This is a genomic window from Nocardiopsis lucentensis DSM 44048, assembly GCF_000341125.1.
In the GTDB taxonomy this organism is placed as follows: Bacteria; Actinomycetota; Actinomycetes; order Streptosporangiales; family Streptosporangiaceae; genus Nocardiopsis; species Nocardiopsis lucentensis.
On record NZ_ANBC01000472.1, the window covers coordinates 1 to 18,571 of the forward strand.

Sequence of the window (18,571 nt, forward strand, 5' to 3'; positions counted from 1 at the left end):
GCATCATCCGGGGCGCCAGGACCAGGAACGCGAACAGGCACCACAGCAGACCGGCCAACGTGAGCGTGGCGAACGCGGCGAAGTTCTCCGCGATGGCGCTCAGGGACAGCGTGGCCATGGCGGCGATGATGAGCATGTCGAGGGACAGTCCCTGGATGCGCTCGACCGTTTTGTGGTCGACGACCTCGTCGCGGTCGAACCGGTCGATGAGGAGCTGGAGCAGGATGCCGCCGATCATCGCCATCGGGAACAGCGGAACGTAGGCCATGATCTCGATGTGATCCGCCCACAGCGCCTGCTCCAGTGCCTGGAGTCCCATGAGCAGCAGTTGACCGATGAGCACGGCGAGGGCGACGAGGCCGAAGTGCAGGGTGAGGGGGTCCATGGAGGAGGGGTGAATCGTCATCGTCGACCCCGCCGAACGCTTGTCCCGTTCGACCAGCCCGGCCTGCTCGTTGTCGGTCCCCTTGGCGTCGGAGCTGATCACGGTGGTCTTACCGCGCCGGGCTCCCCAGTTGATGAGGATGATCCCGACGATGATCCCGGACAGGAGCCCGACCGTGGCCATGCCCAGGGCGAGGTCCTGTCCCTCGGCCCAGCCGACCTCCGCGAAGGTTCCGCCGAGGCCCGCGGCGGTACCGTGCCCACCGAGGAAACCGATCTCGATGAGCGCGCCGGAGATCGCGGGCACGTCCAGGAACGGTACGAGGACCAGCAGCGCGAGCGTGAGGCCGATGACGTACTGGCCGCTGGCGACGGTGACGCCGAAGGCGAGGTTGGGTCCGGCGAGCCTGGCGGCGTCACGCAGGCGGGGCATCCGCTTACCCAGGAAGAGCCCGGCGAAGACCACGGAGATCAGCAGCCCGGGCAGGGATGACCACACCGCCATCACGTCGGTGCCGAACAGCCCGCCCTCGGCGGCGCGCTCGGCGAAACCGACCGCCACGCCCTGGTCGGCGAGCAGCCCCATGAGCCGCCCGAAGACGTCCGGTCCGAGAAGCAGAGCGATCCCGCCGCCGATGATCGCCCCAGGGAGATAGAGCCTCTGCGTCAGCTTCCACTTGACCCGGACGAGCTTCGAGACCAGCAGCAACACCCCCAGCAGGAGGAGCGCGAGGCCAATGGTGTCAGGGGACATCTCTACCTCTCATGATTACGCGTACCGCGGGGCGCGGGTGTTCGATGCGACTGCGCGGGACGGGCCGCGGCCCAGAGCCTCGCGGGGAGGCGACGATCGCGTGGCGAAGTGACATGGTCACGGCGAACGCCCGGGGCAGCCTATACGCCGTGACGTCATGGTCAGCACAGAGTGAACAGATCGTCGAACTTAGGAACCGGGCACCGAAGTCGTGTCACCACGTGGCTCCGCTCGTGGGGAGGGTGCGCCGAAGGCCGCGGGCCAGACACGCGCTGTGTCCGGTCTCACGCGGTGGAGCGGGGTCGGTTCGGGGAACGGCCCCACGGTCCGCACCGGTCTCCCGATAATACGAAGGGCGATCAGTGTGCGACGGCCGCGCGGGGTGGCCCGCCAACGCGCGGGAACGGCGGATCCCGTCGCCCCGGGCCCACCCGTCGCGAGAGGAGCGCCCATGAGGAGAGTCACCTCGGACGAGACCCGTGTGGACGCGTACGGCACCGTGACCCACGAAGGCGCGCCCTTCACCGGTGTGTCGGTCAGCAGGACCATGGACGGCCGTCTGGAGGAGTCGGTGGCCTACCTTGACGGCGTCGAGCACGGCCCGTGGTTGGAGTGGTATCCGGACGGCACCCCGCGCGCCCAGGGCCAGTGCGACCGCCACCTGGGAGTGGTCGGCCTGTGGCGGGAGTGGCACTCCAACGGGCGGATCTCCCTGGAGGAGGTCTGGACCCACGTCGGCCACCTGACCACGAGTCGCGCGTGGGACGAACGCGGCGCCCTCGTGCGGGACTCCTTCGCCACCGAACCCGCCAGCGGGGTGGTGAGGGTGCCGTCGGACGCGCTGGAGGAAGGCCGGGAAAGGCTGCTCTTCGAAGGCGCCCCCTTCACCGGTGAGGCGTTCACGACCAACGCGCCGGGGCTGGTCGTCGCGTTGGACTGTTACGTCGACGGGACCGTGGAGGGCGCTCGGTTCACCTGGCACCCGAACGGCCTGATCCGCTCCGAGGAACACGTGCGCGGAGGGGTTCGGGTCGGAACGTGGCGGCGGTGGAGCGCCGACGGACGGCCCACGGCGGTGGACGGGTTCGACGACACGGGTGCCCTCGTGCGACGGGAGCGGTGGGAGGAGGGCGAAGGCTCCCAGACGACGGACGCCCGGGAGCGCGGGTGTCAGGTCCAGCAGTAGGCGAAGGGCGTCGCGAACACGCCCTGGAAGCTGACGTGCATGAGTCCGCGCACGCGCAGCCCCCGGTAGAGGCGGAAGGTGTGGTTCGAGGTCTGCCCCGCGGAGATGGCCCGCAGTGAGGAGGTCGGTTCGACGCTGAGGTCGGAGTACTGGACCTGGAACTTGGCGGTGATCCGGGAGCCGCTGGACTTCTGGTACTCGACCAGGGCGCTCCGGCAGGCGACCGTGATGATCCTGAGCACGCCGTGGGTCAGGTAGAGGCGCTCGACGTCCGCCGTCGAGAGGTCGGATCCTTCGTAGGTCTCCTCGAGGTAGGCGTCGACGCTCTCGACGTCGCCGCCCTCGCCCACCTCCAGGACCTCGCTGTCGTTGGTGACGAGGATCTCGACCTCCCGCACGGACACGTCCGGAGAGGACAGGTCCACGCCGTCGAGGGCGTCGGCGGACTCGTCCGCGGCGGGGGCCGCCAGTGGCGGGGTCACTGTGGGACGGATGTCCGGGGCGGTGGCCGTCGGCGCTGCGGAGTCCGGTGTGGCGACCGGTGCGGTGGCGGGTGTCCGTGCCTCAGCGGGGGTGACGGCCAGCAGCGAAGCCGCGACGGCCACTGCGACCAGCGTGGCCAACCGGGGCGCGAGGGTTCTGGCGAGGCTCACGTTCACGTCCTTCGGGGGGTGGAAGATGTTCACGTGTCACGTGGGCGGCGGCGGAGACGGACGGAACCGGTGGAGCGACGGCGCTCCCGTCTCACAACCGCCCAAATCCCCGTGAAACTACCACGAGAGACGAATCGGTTACGGATCAAGCTCGGTCCTGGCCGGTGTAGGCCACACACACCGCGCGAACGTGACGAGCGGACAGAGCCCGACACGAAGAACCCGCGCCCCGAAATCGTTGTCCTGGCGAACCCGCGCCCCATGCGGGACCGGAACCCGCTCGACACCCCCGGCTACGCTCAACAACCGCACCCCTGCCAGGAACCCGGACCCGTCGGGGCCACCGGGGTCACAGACCGCACTCGGCCCCGTCTGCGTCGGCGGCACCGGCATCGCGACAGGCCAGGACGCACTCCAACAGCCCCGGGAAGCGGTCCTCCAGCTCCTCGCCCCGCAGCGAGACGAAGCACCGCGTGCCCTCGGTACGGTTCTGCACGAGACCGGCGTTGCGCAGGATCTTCAGGTGATGGCTCAGCGTCGACCGGGCGATCGGCAGGTCGATGTCCCTCCACGCCCGCTCGCCCTCCATGGCCGCGAGCATCCGCACGATCCGCAGACGTGTCGGCTCCGCGAGCGCCGAGAGAACCGCGACCAACTCCACGTCCTCGACTGCGGGGTGCGTGTGCTCCCTGGGGGACAAGGCACACCTCCTCGTACGGGCCCGGCGCAGGCCGGACGGGATTTGGAACGTGGTCAGTGATGAGTGTAGCTTCGATATTCGATATTCGTCGAACATCGAATGTGCACGCCCACCCGACCCGGACCACATGCTTCCGCCGGGGGGCGCCCACCGCCGGAACCGTTCGTTTGCTGGGGGAAGAGGGCCACCATGTCCAGAGTCGCGCTGTCCGTGCTCGACCACGCCACGATCATCGAGGGCTCCGACCCCGGGGACTCCCTCCGCTCCGCCCGGGAGCTCGCGCAAAACTTGGAGAGCTGGGGCTACACGCGCTTCTGGCTCTCCGAGCACCACAACATGCGCGCCATCGCCAGCGCGGCCACCTCGGTCGCGCTGGGATTCATCGCCGAGGGCACGTCCACGATCCGGGTCGGCGCGGGCGGGGTCATGCTGCCCAACCACTCCCCGTTGGTGATCGCCGAGCAGTTCGGGACGCTGGAGTCCCTCTACCCCGGACGGATCGACCTCGGCCTGGGCCGGGCGCCCGGCACCGACCCCCGCACGATGCGCGCCCTACGGCGCGACCGGAGCGCCTCCTCAACCTTCCCCAGCGACGTGCAGGAGCTGCGTTCCTACTTCGAACCGGCCGAACCGGGCCAGCCCGTCCGCGCGGTCCCGGGCGAGGGACTGCGGGTGCCGCTGTGGATCCTGGGCTCCAGCCTCTTCGGCGCCCAGCTCGCCGCTCAACTCGGCCTCCCCTACGCGTTCGCATCGCACTTCGCGCCGGAAGCCCTGTACGAGGCGCTCAAGGCCTACCGGACGGAGTTCCGCCCGTCCGAGCAGGCGAGCGAACCGTACGCGATGGCGGGGGTGAACGTGGTCGTCGCCGACACCGACGCCGAAGCCAGGCGGCTGTTCACGTCGATGCAGCAGCAGTTCCTCGGCATCGTGCGGGGCGACCGCGGTCTGCTGCGGCCCCCGGTGGAGAGCCTGGACACCCTCTGGCGACCGGGCGAGAAGGAGCGCGTGGACGCGACGCTGCGGTACTCGTTCGTGGGGTCGCCGGAGACGGTGCGCGCGGGGTTGGAGCGGTTCATCGCCGGCACCGGGGTGGACGAGTTGATGGTGTCGACGATGATCTACGACCGGAAGGCGCGGCTACGGTCCTACGAGGCGCTGGCGGACATCTTCGATCTGGAGGGGCCGGGCGTGGAACTGACCTGAGCGGTGCGAGGGCACGCGGCCGGTGAGGGCTCGATCGGCGTGGCCCGCGGGGCGGGGTGTCACTCACCGCCACCCCCACCGCCGCCGTCGCCTCCTCCTCCACCGCCGTCGCCACCACCGAACCAGCCGCCGCCGTCGCCGCTGGAGCCGCTACTGGAACTACCGGTTCCCGTGGCGAGGCCGCCTCCCCAGCCGTCCCCTGAGCCCGAGAAGCCTCCGGCTGAACCCGACGACCCCTGACACAGTTCCGCGAACCAGCACAGGTTGCCGAGGTCGTAGGACTCCGAGGAGGAGTATCCGGCCGGGACACCGTCACCGGAGGAGGAGCGGTCAGCCGAGGACCCGGTCGCCCTGATCGGGGCACGACCCGGTGCGGAGGTGTTCGCGCGCAGGGACCGGAACCCGGTGACGGCGGTGTGGCGCAGCGCCCGGTCCTGGCTCATCGCGCCTGAGGCCGTGTACCGACGGACGGCCTCCCGCACGACGCTGTCGCCGTGCGGGGTTCTGATCGAGGAGCTGACCCCACCGGTCGCGGCGAGGACCAGTCGGACGACGATCGCGCCGCCGACGGCGCCCATGCAGCCGATGGCGATCAACCAGGTCCACCCCGGCGTGGTGGCGGATCCGAAGAGCAGAAGGATGATGGCGAGGGTGAGGGCGACGCCGATGACCACGTTGGCGGTACCTGCCCTCTGTTTCCTGCGCGCCAGGAGTTCCCGGATCTCGGGAGAGTCCACGATGAGACCGCGTCGGGCGAGGCCCCTGCGAAGTTGATCGACGCCACGACCGATGACCACGCGACGGACCATCTCGCGCGCGCTGACGCCCACCCGGTCCTGGAATGCCCCGACGATGGCGCGCCGAAGCGGATCCCGCTCGTTGGGGTCGTTCCGCTGGGGGCCGACGAGGGTGAAGAATCCACCCGCCGACTGTTGACGCACACGCCCGCTGAGGAAGGCGTCCGTGACGGCCACCTCCGCGGCCCGGATGGCGCCCCCGAGGAGGAAGCCGAGCTCGTCGGGGGTGAGATCGTCCGGGTTCGAAGGCGTGCCGGACCCCGGATTCCTCCTGCTCTCCGACCTGATCGCGGCACGGACACGGAGCACGGTCACGAGGGGGAAACCTCCGACGACCAAGCCAGCGCAGACGGCCACGGCCACCGTCAGGGAAAGCACGGCATCATCGGTCACGTCACTACCCTCCTCACTCGGAACCGGCCCGTCTGGAGAGGACGGGGCCACCCGACCAGGACATCCAACACCATGGGCGGATCGTCTGCCCTAGTGGGCATGGATGTTCACCCCGGCCCCATGGCGCGTGGGGACATCGCGTGCGATCATGGTCACCCGCTGAGCACCCATCGTGACCCCGGATGGCAGGACAGTGATCGAGCCTCCTCGCGCGCACCGGCGCTCACCCGGGCCAGAACCCAGGCCTGTGGACGGTGTGTGTTCCCGATCGACCAGGGGAATCATGAACGCGTGTGGCCACATCCGGCCACCCGGAGCGCCCTGGCCCGGTCATGTATCGGATAGTGGGACCCGGCGGGTGTGCGTCCCCCACACGCGAACCCCGGGCGGTCCCGCGTGAGTCGTCGTTCCGCCACAAGAGACCACGCTGACGTGGTGCACAAGACCCTCTCCCCCAAGGAGCCACCTCCATGAGCAGCCTGACCAAGCTCTGGGTTTTCCTGAGCACACGCGCCGTCCCTTCCCCCCGGAGGGATGACAGGGGGGCCGGAATGGTCGAGTACGCCGCCATCGTCATCCTCGTCGCGGCGATCGCGACGGCGATCTATCAGCTGGGGTTGATCGAGAACATCACCGGGGCCATCGGAAGTGCGGTCGACAATGTTCTGAACGGACCGCAGCAACCAGGCGCCCCAGCTCCTACGACTCCCACCGAAAACTGAGAAACCACAGCCACCTACCTACAAACCATCAGAAAAGGTGGGAAGGTCTTGACTTCTCATCCACATCCAGTCCCGCAGGCAAGCGCCCCAAGTCCACTCAGGACAGGGGCATCGGCCGTGCTGTTCGCGTTCCTCGCTTCAGGCTGCGTCGTCACCTCTGATGGGAACACATCATCCGAACAGAATACACAGGATACAGAATCCCCAACCCCAAGAAATACACCCCAGGAAGACACGGAAGAAGCTGATGCTCTAGCGAGCAGTGTAACGACATCGACTTGGCTGGGAAATGATCTTCAAATTGACGTCATGGCCCTAGAAAGACTCGAGAACGACATACTGAGACTCCGCCTCAACATTGTCAACAATTCAAGCGAAACCGTACAACTCCGAGACGGCCTGGCAGAGCCCGGGGATCAGTACACTGCCAGCGCAGCAACTCTCATCGACTCCGAAAACCAGCAGCGCTATCTCAGCTATGATCAGAGCAACGGCTCCTGCCTCTGCCAGCCCCTGAGCAGTCATGTCTCGGGGGGAACGAGCGAAGCTCTGTGGGTCGCGTTCCCAGCACCCCCTGACAGCATCGAGAGCATGACGGTCACCACACCGCTGGCACCGCCGATGTTCGACGTTCCGATCAGTGAAGCGTCGGAATCGCTCGTGAACCAAGGTCTCGCCGACCCGGTGATTTTGGATCTCACCATGATTTCCGATGACCTCGAGAACCAAACCGGCCGCACGGAAAGCAATGAAGAGGTTAGCATACTCCTATCCTCGGACGTTCTCTTCGAGACGAATAGTTCTGACCTCAGCGGTGGTGCCCGGGAAATCCTCGAACAGGTTGCACAGGAGATTAATGACTCCACCGACACCTCGGTGAGCGTGGACGGATACGCGGACAACACCGGAAGTAACTCCGTGAACGAAAGACTGTCACTGGAGAGGGCACAAACCGTGGAGTCCACTCTTTCTGACATGGTCACGCGCGACGGCGTCTCCTACGAGGTCGATGGGCATGGCTCCAGGGATCCCATCGCGGACAACTCGACCGAGGAGGGAAGAGAGCGAAACCGCCGAGTCAGCATCACCTTCGAAAAATAGAGGGGAAGTCGATGAAGAAATCGGCTCGTGGAATCTACCTTGCAACTCTCACAGCACTTCTCCTCACCAACACACCGGGGAGCACGGGTGCCTCATCAACACCTCCCTTGAAAACGAACCTTGATTCACTCGGAAGCGCGTACGGAAACTGGCCCCGATCGAACGGGCTTAACGCCCACGTGCACCAGGCGAACAGAAACGAGTCCGAAAATCTACTATCCGTAGTATGGAGCATCGAGAACCCCGCGAGCCAGAGCGTCTCCATCACCTGGATTGCAGACCGATCCTACACGTATACCGGACCCTACTTTTCGGGCGTAACCGTTGTGACCACGGACGAATCCAGCAGATTTCACCCAGTGATGGACGGTGCGGGCTCCTGTGTGTGTTCGGGCGATACCGCCCACGATTTCAAACGTCAGATCCCCCCCAACGAACAGGTCGCCTACTGGTCGCTCTTCTCCGTTCCTTCTGACGTCGAGAGTGTGACGGTCGAAATCCCCGGCTTCGATCCGATCGAGGACGTCCCCATATCCTGACCCCTCCCCCTTCCCTCCCCTTCCGGCTCCCATCCCACGACTGGAGGCGGCGTTGCCCACCCCCCACGACCCCTCTCTCGGGGACACCCGACGTCCCTCCCCCACCGGTCCGCCCAGGCGGTCCGGCGACCGCAACGGTCCGCCGCGTGTGCGAAACCTTCTCCGGACCGCCGTCGGTTGGGCACGCCCCCCACGCGGACCGGACGGTGACGGGGGAGCCGCGTTCACGGAGGTCACGGCCGTCACCCTGCTCGTCGCGGCGGTCATGCTCGCCGTCTACCAGCTGGAGCTGAGCAGGACGTTCAACGAGGGTGTACGGCAGATGGTGTGCCTCGTCGAGGGGCCCGACTGCGGGGACGAGACCTGGGTGGAGGCCGACCGTCCCGAGGAACCGGACACCTACGAGTGGAAGGGCGACTCCCCCAACACCTCCGACAACCAGGCGATCGGGATGAGCCAGGCCCGTGACCGCGGTTGGACCGACCAGGAGTGGGAGTGCCTGGACAGCCTGTGGTCCAACATCTCCGGTTGGGACCACACCCTCATCGACTCCGAGACCGGCGCGGTCGGCATCCCCGGCTTCCGCGGCGGCGAGCACGGTGCGATGCCGTCCGGCTTCACCGAGAGCGCGTCCGCCCAGATCACGTGGGGCGTCGGGTACATCGCCGACACCTACGGAGCCCCCTGCGCGGCCTGGAGCCAGTGGCAGGGCACCCGCTCGTACTGACCCCGGTTCCCGTCTCACCCGTTCCTTCGCCACGCCGACCGCCAAACCTGGTGTGTCCCATGTCACTCTTTTCCGCCGCTTTGTTGAGGGCGGCGTGAATGGGCCGCAAAGGGGCCACAGGGCCGGGCAAACCTTTCTCAATTTCCTCTGATATCACTTATTTCACAACAAATACCCCCATAATCTGATCCTCTGGTAGCCCACTGGTCAGGGAGATCTCGGGGGAAGCGGTGAAGATCGCCTATCTGATCAACGACATGTACGGCATCGGTGGCACGGTCCGCACGGTGGCCAACCAGGCGGCGGCGTTGTCCGCACGGCACGAGGTCGAGATCGTCTCGGTGTTCCGGCACCGCGCCGAACCCGTCCTGCCCGTCCCCGCACAGGTGCGCCTACGGCCGCTGGTCGACGTCCGTCAGCACTCCGGGACCACCGGGATCGGTGGACGTCCGCTGTACGAGGGATCGGAACGGGCCGGGCTGCCGCCGCTGCTGTTCCCCCCGGAGGACGCCCGCGGGTCCACGCACAGCCGGTTGACCGACGACCGGATCGAGGAATACCTCGCCACCACCGACGCCGATGTGGTCGTGGGCACCCGCCCCGGCCTGAACATCGCGATCGCCCGCGCGGCACCCTCCCGCGTGGTCAAGGTCGGTCAGGAGCACCTCACCTACGACCAGCACTCCCTCCCCCTGCGCAGGGTCATGGAGCTGGAGTACCCGCACCTGGACGCGTTCGTCACGGTGACCGAGGCGGACGCGCGGACCTACGCCGACCGCATGCCGCTTCCCGGGGTCGAGGTCCTGTCCATCCCGAACGCCGTGCCCGCCCCGCCCTTCACCACCAACGGCCACGACTCGCGCACGATCGTCGCCGCGGGCCGCCTGGCCCCCAGCAAACGGCACGACCTGCTCGTACAGGCCTTCTCGATGGTGTGCGACGACTTCCCGAGCTGGACGCTGCGCATCTACGGTCGGGGCGGTCTGCGTGACACTCTGGTCCGTCTGGTGGGTTCTTTGGGCTTGCAGGACCGGGTGTGGCTGATGGGTCCTCACCCGAGGGTCGAGGAGGCGTGGGCCCAGGGGGCGTTCGCGGCGGTGACCTCCAGCGAGGAGCCCTTCGGGATGACGATCGTGGAGGCGATGCGGTCGGGTCTGCCGGTGGTGAGCACCGACTGCCCGCACGGCCCCGCGGCCATCATCCGCGACGGGGAGGACGGGATCCTGGTGCCGAACAGGTCCGTACAGGGCATCGCGCACGGCCTGGAGGAGCTCATGGCCGACGACGGTCTGCGGCACCGGATGTCCCGGGCGGCGTTGGCCGACTCCGCCCGTTTCGACCCGGCCAACGTGGTGCGCGAACACGAGCGCCTGTTCGCGCGGCTGACCGGGGAGCGGCTGTCCGCCGCCTCACTCGTGCCCGCGGCCCGTCCCGAACCCCCCGCCCCGTGCCGCGTACGCGCCCGCGCGTCGGACGGGGCGGCGGTGCTGTCGTTCGCGCACCCGCCGGAGCAGCTCGTGCTGGTGCGGGACCGCGAGCGCGTGACACTGGCGCCCGACGAGGACGGGAAGGTGGTGGTGGACCCGGAGGCCGAACGCCTGTCGACGTGCACGTGGGACGTCCTGCGTGTGGACGGGGGCGGGGAGGCGCCGATCCTGGACGTGGAGATCCGCCAGGAGGGCTACCCTCTGTCCGCCGACCACGTGGAGAACCTCTCGCTCGTCCTCCCGGCCCGCTCGTCCAGGGGGCGGCTCGTCCTCCACGTGCGACGCTCGCGGCGGCACGCCGAGGTGGAGCACGTGGAGGTCGCCGACGGACTGATCACCGTTCAGGGGAGGGTTCTGGGGCACACGAGGGCGGACGCACGGGCCCGGCTCGCGGTGCGCAACCGCACGGCGCCCAGGATCGTGCGGGAGTTCTCCGCGCCCGTGGCGGCCAGCGGACGGTTCACGGGGGTCATCGATCCGGAGGCCGTGGTGCGGGGCCGGCACGGCGAGTCGGAGAAGTGGGAGCTGCGCCTGGTGTCGTCCGACGGGTCGGAGTGCACGGTGGGGCGCCACCTCTCCGGGGTGGCGGGTTACCGGAGGATCATCGAATACCCCGCGCACCACGTGACGGCGCGCCGAGGGTACGGCTCGCGGGTACGGCCCTACTACACGGTCAACGACCGTCTGGGACTGAGGACGGCGCCCGCGGCGCCGACGTTGGGCGTGGACGAGGTCCGGGTCCACGCCGTGGGTCGCCACCGGGACCGGCTCCGGTTCGACGTCCGCCTGGACACGGCTCCGCCGGAGGGCATGGAGTGCGCGGTGGAGGTGGTGCGGGGCAGCGGCGCGGGACAGCGGTTCCCGCTGCATGAGGTGACCACGTCGTCCGGGGGGCGCCTGGTAGGAACGCTGCCGCTGCTGAACCGATCCGAGTACGGTGCCACCTCGATACTCAAGGCCGTGTGGCAGTTGCGGTTGCTGATGGGCCCGGAGGGGGCGCTGGGACGGGTGGGCGCGCGGTCGGTTCCTCAGCGGACCATCCGCAGGTGGAGCCGCGGGCCGTTCGTCCGGTCGGTGACCGTGGGGCCGCAGGGCGGCGGGGACCTCCAGGTCACCGTGGCCGACGTGCACATGGTGGAGGCGGTCAACCGCCACCTGCGCTGACCGTTCCAGAAGACTTCGGAAGGCCTCGGGGAAGGGGCCCGCACGGCCCGGTGGGCGGATCGTGCGGTGACCGGACCCGTGGCCGCCCCTTCGTCCACAAGGCCTACCGATCACGGACAGGGGTGGATAAGCTACGCGGGAGGACGGCCGACCCCCGAGGCCCCTCCACGACCGAACCGCCCCGGTCTCCCCGCGTCCGCGGGGCGGGACCCCTCCCCCACGGAAGTCAGTCATGGGACTGCGACGGACCTCCCCACGCGCGACGCCCTCCGCGCGCCCCCACCGCCACCTCCAGGGCCGTGACGACCACGGTCAGGCCAACATCCTGCTCATCTTCGGTCTCACACTCGCCCTGCTCGCCCTCACCGTGCTCTTCGTGCGGGTCGGCGCCGCCAACGACTCACGGTCCCAGACACAGACCGCGGCGGACGCGGCGGCGCTCGCGGCGGCCAGCGCCCTCCAGGACAAAGCCGCCGAGGAGCTCCTGGCCGGGGAGTACCCCCTGCCGTGGTTCGACGAGGAGGTCGCCCAGGCGCGCGCCGACGAGTACGCGCGTGCCAACGGGGCGGTGCTCACGGATATCCGGGCGAGCGACAACTCCATGGGGCGTAGCGGCAACATCATCCGGGTGGAGGTGCGCGGCGCCATCTGCCAGCGGGAGCTGGAGGAGGACGCTTCACGAGCGTGGAACGACGTGGTGTGCGACGGGTCGGAGGAGGAGACCGACACGACCGTCGGCAACGCCTCCGCCATCGCCATCGTCGAGCCGCCCTACGAGTGCTCGCGGGGTGACGGCCGCGTCTCGTGCGGGGAGAACGACCTCGACGACCTCGACGCGGCCCGGGCACTGATCGACGTGCATCTCATCGATCAGGAGGGGCGGTACCGGTTCGACCCCACCCTCACCTACGCAGGAGGCACCATCGTGGACTGTCCCTCGCTCGGAGAACTGGACCCCACCATGTGCTCGGTGCACCAGACACTGCAGGAGGAGTTCGGCGGCTTCTACCTGACGGCCGGGGGATGGCGCTACGAACCCGGCAGCGACCACGGCCAGGGGATGGCGGTCGACTACATGATGGCCGGGCTCGGCGGCCGGCCCACCGCCGAGATGCACGCCACGGCCCTGACCGTGATCAACTGGGTGATCCAGAACGCCCAGCAGCTCGGGGTCAAGGGCCTCATCTACGACCACCACATCTGGAACGCCGCCCGGGACCCCGTGGGCCCGTGGGAGCAGGTCAGGCGCTTCCACCAGGACACGGGGAACAACACCCAGGACCACGTCGACCACATCCACCTGGCCGCGGGCCCCGGCCGCATGCTCTGACGCTCGCCTCGTCCACAGGTTCGGACCGGCTCTTGTGGTGCGCGGCCACACCGCCGAACCTGGATGTATGACCGACAGTGATGACCCCGTCCCCGACCGTTCCCTCCTGCTGCGCACCCTCCGCCCCGTCCTCGCACTGATCTCCGCCGACGCGGTCACCTGTGACGTCACCGCCGCCTACGTCTGGGGGATCAACGCCTACCCGTGGGGCACCCGGGTCACCAGGACCCGTCTCCACGTGGCCGTCCCGACCGGGGTGAGGGGGGTCTGTCGCCAGGCCGTGACCGCGCACCGGGAACGGATCCCGGACGCGGACCGGACTCTGGTGGAGGCGGTACGGGTCACCACTCCCACACGCACCGCCTGCGACGTCGCCGCCCGGGCGCCCTCCCTTTTCGCGGCCACGGCACGACTGGACTCCTTCCTCGCACGCGGTCTGGTCAGCCGGGCTCAGCTGAGCCGGGCCGTGTGCGGAGCAGGCCCCCGGGAGCGGTTCCAACGCCTGTCGTCGGCCCTACGGCTGGCCTCGGAGCACAGCCAGTCCCCCGCCGAGTCCCACCTCAGGGTCCTCCTGTCCCTCGCCCACCTGCCCACCGCCACCCCCCAGTGCCCGGTACCCACGGTCGAGGGGACGCTCCACGCCAACCTGGGCTGGCCCGAGTTCCGCGTGGCGCTGGAGTACGACAGCGCGGAGCACCACTCCGGCCGCGGAGCCCTGATCAGGGACGAGTGGCGGTACGCGGTCATGCGCGACGAGGGCTGGAGTGTGCTCTCGATCAGCCCCCACGACCTCCGCCGACGCCCGGACCGGCTGCTCGCCCGGATCGCGGGTGAACTCACCGCGCGTGGCTGGCGTTGCACGGAAGAGCAGAGGCGGAACGTGGAACGAGCGATCCGTCGGTGCGGCCGAGGGAGCCCACACCCGTTCAGGGGAGGTTGATCCGGTGGACCGGCACCCCGCGCACCCGGCACCGGGCTCCCCCGTTCGGCCGCAGCCGCACAGGTACCGCCCCTCGCGGTCAGGCATGAACCCTTCGCGAGGAATGCCCGAAAGCCCCACCCGACCCCCGGCCACAATCGGCCAGAACTCGGACACCAAGAGCGACCACCCGCCCGGTCACGGAACGGATCGGAGCCGGGTACGTGCACGGAAACGCCACGAGAACGTGCGCGGACCCGTATCTTCGGTGTCCCAGGGCCCCTACCGAGGGCACCACGCGGTCACTGGGCGTTTCGATTCGTGGCGGCGGTGGGTCCCCCTATCCGTGCCACCATCGAACGGAACAGTGAGTCACCACGTCACACCCCATGCACACACGACCCCGGAGTCAGGCGACGACGGTCCGCAACAACCCCCCGCGGCCGCACCGGCCGTTCATCGAACCGCAGAAACGAGGCCGAGCCCGTGTCGATGTCGATACCGGACACCTCACCCGCCGAGGACGTTCTGGAGCAGGACCAGGCCCCCGTCGGAACGCACCCCGACTGGTGGGTGTCCCTGGCCGTGGTCCTGGTCTGCCTCGCGGTGGTCGCGACCGGCTGGGTGGTCACCAAGCTCACCGTGGTGGACGGTTCCCAACCCCGAGACCTCGCCGACGGCCCCGGTCCCGTCACCGTCGTTCCAAAGCCGTCAGCCAACAGCGTGGCCCCCGATGACGCCCGCGCCTTCATCGGTGTGGCCACCGACATCGTGGACGGTGCCAGCGCGTTCCGGATCACCTTCTCCGTGTACGAGATCGACGGTTCCGGCGAGCGCCCCGGCTCGCCGGGGGAGGGCCAGGAGGAGCGGGGCGGCGACACGGCCCCCACGCCGCCTCCCGACGCCGCGCCGGAGGACGTTCTGGGTGCGGGACGGGTGGTCTACGACGCCAGGCGGAACCCGAAGTTCGAACACGTCTTCCGGACCGTCACGGGAGCGGAGGTGGAGCGCTACCAGATGGGCGCCGGACAGCTGCTGATGACGGCCGACGTCGGAGTGCCCGGGCTGGTCGTCCTGGACCCGCCCGACGAGGCCGACCGCTACCTGTGCTCCGACGCGTTCGTCTCGGTCCACCTGGAGGAGATCCTGGCCACCTCCACCGACCTCGTGTTCGCCGGCGGGGAGAAGGTGGAGCTCGAGTCGTCGGGGCAGAGCATCACGCACGACACCTACCTCTACACCGGCACCTTCACCTCCCTACGGGGCGGCTATGACACCGCCACGGGCAGCAACACCCTCACCGCCGTGGAGGGCACCGAGTTCGAACTGTGGATCGACGAGGAGGGGTACCCGCGAAGACTCGTCCTACGGTCGGCGGACGGAATCGGCGAGACCCACGAGTACCACTCGTTCAGCTGACACCAGCACCCATGCTGACCAGGTCGGGAACGGTCACGGTGTCGTCCGGTTCGTAGTCGTAGGGAGGGTCGGGGACCTCACCGCGCAACTCGGGCTGCGCCGAATCCACGAGCAGGTTGTTCCGGGTGACCAGGTTGCCGGGTTCCTCTCCCCCGCTGGCGGCCGACAGGGCCGTGCCCTGGAAGTAGTTGCCCTCCACCAGGACGTTGGCGTCAAGGCCGGAGTCGACGCCGTACTCGCTGTTGGACCGGAAGTAGTTGTTGAACACGTGGACGTGTTCGGCGTCGCGGACACGCGGGTTGCGGGCGGAGGTCCCGTCGAAGAAGTTGTGGTGGAGCGTCACACGCAGCGTCCCGGGTTCCTCGTCCTCGCCACCGATGTCCACCGCCGCCTCCGCGTCCCGGAAGTGGTTCCAGGACAGGGTCACGTGGTCGGCCCCGCCGCTGACCGCCACCAGGGCCGAACCCCCGCCACCGACGAACGTGGAGCCGTCCACCCACACGTGACGCGCTCCGCCCCGGATCGCGACGGCCGTACCACCGCTCTCCACCCGCAGGTTGGTCAGGACGACGTTGTCGGACCCGTCGACCACCAGTCGTCCACCCGTGAACTCGGCGCCGCCGTCGACGCCCACGAGGGTCTTGTCCGAACCGACCGCCATCGCGCCGTCGAGGTCGATCTGCCCGCTCACCTCGATGGTCAGGGGCTCCTCCTCGGCGAGCAGGTCGGCCAGCTCGTCGGCGTCGGAGGCGGTGACGGTCTCCCCGTCGGCGCCTCCCGTCACTCCCGGCAGCTCGTCCCCGTCCGCCTCCAGGGACTCTGCGGCCCACCCCACGGGCACACGGACCGGTTCCTCCTCCTCGGCCTCCTCCGGGGAACTGGACTCGTCCGCCTCGTCGGACCCCGGGGCGTCGGACCCGGACTCGCCCGCGGTCGGCTCGGCGGCCGCTCCGACCGGTGCTCCGGCCGTGTCCTGGGCGGGTTCTCCACCGCTCGTGCAGGAGGCGAGCGCGGAGCACAGCAGCGCCGCCGCACACGCGGCGGCGAAGGGGTGAAGTCTCATCGAGGGCTTTCCAACGAACGGAACCGGGGGGTCTCTCGGACGTCAAGAGACTGTCACAGCCCGCCTCCGAGTCCCAACCCGAGGTCCCCTTGACACGTGAACCCGCAGATCGGCACCGGGGACAGCTGCGGGCGCCGGCCCCCTCGCGGAGGCCGGCGCCCGGGTGTTCACCGTGTCGCGGCGGTCACGCCCCTACTCGGCGAGCCAACCGATGTCCTCGTAGACGTAGTCGGAGGCCACGCCGTACTCGCCCCAGTTACGCAGGTTCTCGTCCATGACCCAGAGACCGGGACGCTCGAACATGGGAATGGTCAGGACCTCCTCCCACACCGCGGCGTCGATCTCGTTGGCGATCTCGGCATAACGGTCCGGGTCGGTCTCGCCCTGGAGCTGGCTGAACAGGTCGTTGATCTCCTCCGTGGAGTGGAAGCTGAGGTTGTTGCCCCACTCCGCGTCCTCGCCCTCGCCGCTCACCGGGCCGCCGTAGTTGCCCGCGGCGTCACCGGGGTAGGGGTTGGAACCGACGAAGACGAAGGTGGCGAGCTCGTAGTTGCCGGGGATGACGTACTCGGAGAACAGGGCGTTGCCCGGCACCTGCTGGACGTCGACCTCGACACCGATCTCGGCGAGCATCTCGCGGCCGATGTCGGCCTCGTTCTGGGCCAGGGTGAAGTCGTCGGAGGCCACCCAGGTCAGCGTCAGGGTGTCGCCGTCCTCGTTGGTCCGGAACTCCGCGCCCTCCTCCAGGGTCCACCCGGCCTCGTCGAGCAGCTCGGCGGCACGCTCGGTGTCGTATCCGCCGAGCTCTCCGCTGTTGTCCTCGAAGCCGTACTGCGTGGAGCGGAGCAGGCGGTTGACCTGGCCGGTGATCGGCCACTCGATCGGGCCGAGCGCGGCCTCGGCGAGCGTGTCGGTGTTGATCCCCAGGGCCAGGGCCTGACGGACGCGAACGTCCTCCAGCTCCGGGCTGCCGGCGTTCACCGAGACGAAGCGGTGACCGTGGTTGACGGCGCGGGTGAAGTAGGCGCCGTTGCCCTCGCGGTCCTGGAGCAGCTGGTACCCGGCGGCGTCGTAGCCGAGGTAGAACCCGTCGATCTCATCGTTGTCGAACGCGGTCGGCTGACCGTCGATGGCCATGGCGTCGAAGATGATCCGGTCGAGCTTGGCGGGCTCGCCCCACCAGTCGTCGTTCCGGTTCACGGTGATGCGCTCGGTGGTGTCGTCGAACTCCACGTCGCCGAACGGGCCAGCGGTGACCGGGTAGTCCTTGAAGTAGCCCTCCTCGAAGAGCTCCTCGTCCTCCATGTACTCCGCCGGGTAGAGCGGGGAGAACAGGGAGGGCCACTCGGCGTAGGGCTCGGAGTAGACGAGGGTGAAGGAGTACTCGTCGTCGCCCTCGACGAACTCCTCGACCAGCTCGTAGCCGGTGGTGCCGCCGAGCTCGAAGTCGCCGTCGCGCTGACCCGACCAGGTGAGGTACTGGGCCTCGTAGTCGGCCGAGGTGATCGGCTCGCCGTCGGACCACACGGCGTCCGGGTTCAGCTCGTAGACGACCTCCAGGCCGTCGTCGCTGACCTGGGCGTCCAGGACGTAGTCGGTGATGGGCTGGGGCAGACCCTCGGCGTCCCAGCGGAACGCGCGCGGCATGACGGCACCGGCGACACGGCGCACGTTGGCCATGTTGCCCTGGGTGTGCGCCATGTTGTGCTGCTCGTCGTAGTTGGTGAGGGCCCAGACGAAGTCGCCGCCGTCCTTGAGGTCCTCACGGGGAGCGGGGTTGAGGTCCTGGGCGGGCAGTGCCGCCAGTTCCTCCTGGGCCTGCTCGGGGTCGTTCTCCTCGCCGCCACCGCCGCACGCGCTGGCGACCAGCGCCAGAGCGGCGACGGGGGCGAGGTAGCGCACCTTCCCGATTCGCATGGGGATCTTCCTCTCAGGGGTGAGATGACCAGCGCGCGGGGCGGCGCTGGCCGTGCCGTGTCGAACCGCCGTCAGACGGCCTGCCGTCCCTCCGCGAAGTGGCAGGGGGCGCC

The 18,571-nt window shown here is 68.9% G+C and carries 16 protein-coding genes; 10 read left to right on the top strand and 6 right to left on the bottom strand.

The window, feature by feature from the left end; all coding sequences use genetic code 11:
- Positions 1–1,138, bottom strand: a 1,138-nt coding sequence (locus D471_RS0116775) for a sodium/glutamate symporter (protein ID WP_017599694.1), incomplete at its 3' end; no start/stop codon positions are given.
- A gap of 451 nt (positions 1,139–1,589) precedes the next feature.
- Here D471_RS0116775 and D471_RS37685 point away from each other — a divergent pair.
- Positions 1,590–2,324 (top strand): toxin-antitoxin system YwqK family antitoxin, encoded by a 735-nt coding sequence (locus D471_RS37685; RefSeq protein WP_017599695.1) that lies wholly within the window; start codon positions 1,590–1,592, stop codon positions 2,322–2,324.
- On the opposite strand, the gene D471_RS37690 is transcribed toward D471_RS37685, so the two are convergent.
- Positions 2,309–2,977 (bottom strand): RAD23 family protein, encoded by a 669-nt coding sequence (locus D471_RS37690; protein WP_152486339.1) that lies wholly within the window; start codon positions 2,975–2,977, stop codon positions 2,309–2,311. The two genes, D471_RS37685 and D471_RS37690, sit on opposite strands and share 16 nt — an antisense overlap.
- Before the next feature lie 349 nt (positions 2,978–3,326).
- A complete protein-coding gene (locus D471_RS0116795; RefSeq protein WP_017599697.1) occupies positions 3,327–3,677 on the bottom strand; it encodes an ArsR/SmtB family transcription factor in 351 nt (116 codons plus the stop codon).
- A 189-nt stretch (positions 3,678–3,866) separates the two neighbouring features.
- Between D471_RS0116795 and D471_RS0116800 the strand changes: the two genes are divergently transcribed.
- Positions 3,867–4,880, top strand: coding sequence for an LLM class flavin-dependent oxidoreductase (locus tag D471_RS0116800; RefSeq protein ID WP_017599698.1), 1,014 nt, complete (start codon positions 3,867–3,869; stop codon positions 4,878–4,880).
- Positions 4,881–4,939: 59 nt separating this feature from the next.
- Here D471_RS0116800 and D471_RS0116805 read toward each other — a convergent pair whose 3' ends face one another.
- Positions 4,940–6,070: a TIGR04222 domain-containing membrane protein gene (locus D471_RS0116805; protein ID WP_017599699.1), complete on the bottom strand. Its 1,131-nt coding sequence runs from the start codon at positions 6,068–6,070 to the stop codon at positions 4,940–4,942.
- A gap of 470 nt (positions 6,071–6,540) precedes the next feature.
- Between D471_RS0116805 and D471_RS34780 the strand changes: the two genes are divergently transcribed.
- The 8 genes from D471_RS34780 (at position 6,541) to D471_RS0116845 (ending at position 15,478) form a co-directional block, all read left to right on the top strand.
- Positions 6,541–6,792 carry a Flp family type IVb pilin gene (locus D471_RS34780; protein WP_017599700.1) on the top strand — a complete coding sequence of 84 codons (252 nt, stop codon included), beginning with the start codon at positions 6,541–6,543 and terminating at the stop codon, positions 6,790–6,792.
- 117 nt (positions 6,793–6,909) lie between these two features.
- A complete protein-coding gene (locus tag D471_RS40865; protein ID WP_241479644.1) occupies positions 6,910–7,893 on the top strand; it encodes an OmpA family protein in 984 nt (327 codons plus the stop codon).
- A gap of 11 nt (positions 7,894–7,904) precedes the next feature.
- On the top strand, positions 7,905–8,432 hold the full coding sequence (locus D471_RS41840) for a hypothetical protein (protein WP_241479645.1): 528 nt from the start codon (positions 7,905–7,907) through the stop codon (positions 8,430–8,432).
- Positions 8,433–8,580: 148 nt separating this feature from the next.
- Positions 8,581–9,159, top strand: coding sequence for an aggregation-promoting factor C-terminal-like domain-containing protein (locus D471_RS0116825; protein WP_338045342.1), 579 nt, complete (start codon positions 8,581–8,583; stop codon positions 9,157–9,159).
- A gap of 230 nt (positions 9,160–9,389) precedes the next feature.
- Complete coding sequence (locus D471_RS0116830; protein ID WP_017599704.1) at positions 9,390–11,810, top strand: glycosyltransferase family 4 protein; 2,421 nt, start codon at positions 9,390–9,392, stop codon at positions 11,808–11,810.
- 232 nt (positions 11,811–12,042) lie between these two features.
- Entirely contained in the window at positions 12,043–13,140 is a 1,098-nt protein-coding gene (locus tag D471_RS0116835; RefSeq protein ID WP_017599705.1) for a pilus assembly protein TadG-related protein, read from the top strand.
- A gap of 67 nt (positions 13,141–13,207) precedes the next feature.
- Positions 13,208–14,080 (top strand): hypothetical protein, encoded by an 873-nt coding sequence (locus tag D471_RS0116840; protein ID WP_017599706.1) that lies wholly within the window; start codon positions 13,208–13,210, stop codon positions 14,078–14,080.
- Between the two features lie 471 nt (positions 14,081–14,551).
- Complete coding sequence (locus D471_RS0116845) at positions 14,552–15,478, top strand: hypothetical protein (RefSeq protein WP_083924241.1); 927 nt, start codon at positions 14,552–14,554, stop codon at positions 15,476–15,478.
- On the opposite strand, the gene D471_RS0116850 is transcribed toward D471_RS0116845, so the two are convergent.
- Entirely contained in the window at positions 15,471–16,541 is a 1,071-nt protein-coding gene (locus tag D471_RS0116850) for a pectate lyase family protein (RefSeq protein ID WP_017599708.1), read from the bottom strand. The genes D471_RS0116845 and D471_RS0116850 overlap by 8 nt on opposite strands.
- 192 nt (positions 16,542–16,733) lie before the next feature.
- Complete coding sequence (locus D471_RS0116855; RefSeq protein WP_017599709.1) at positions 16,734–18,458, bottom strand: ABC transporter family substrate-binding protein; 1,725 nt, start codon at positions 18,456–18,458, stop codon at positions 16,734–16,736.
- Positions 18,459–18,571 lie beyond the last annotated feature (113 nt).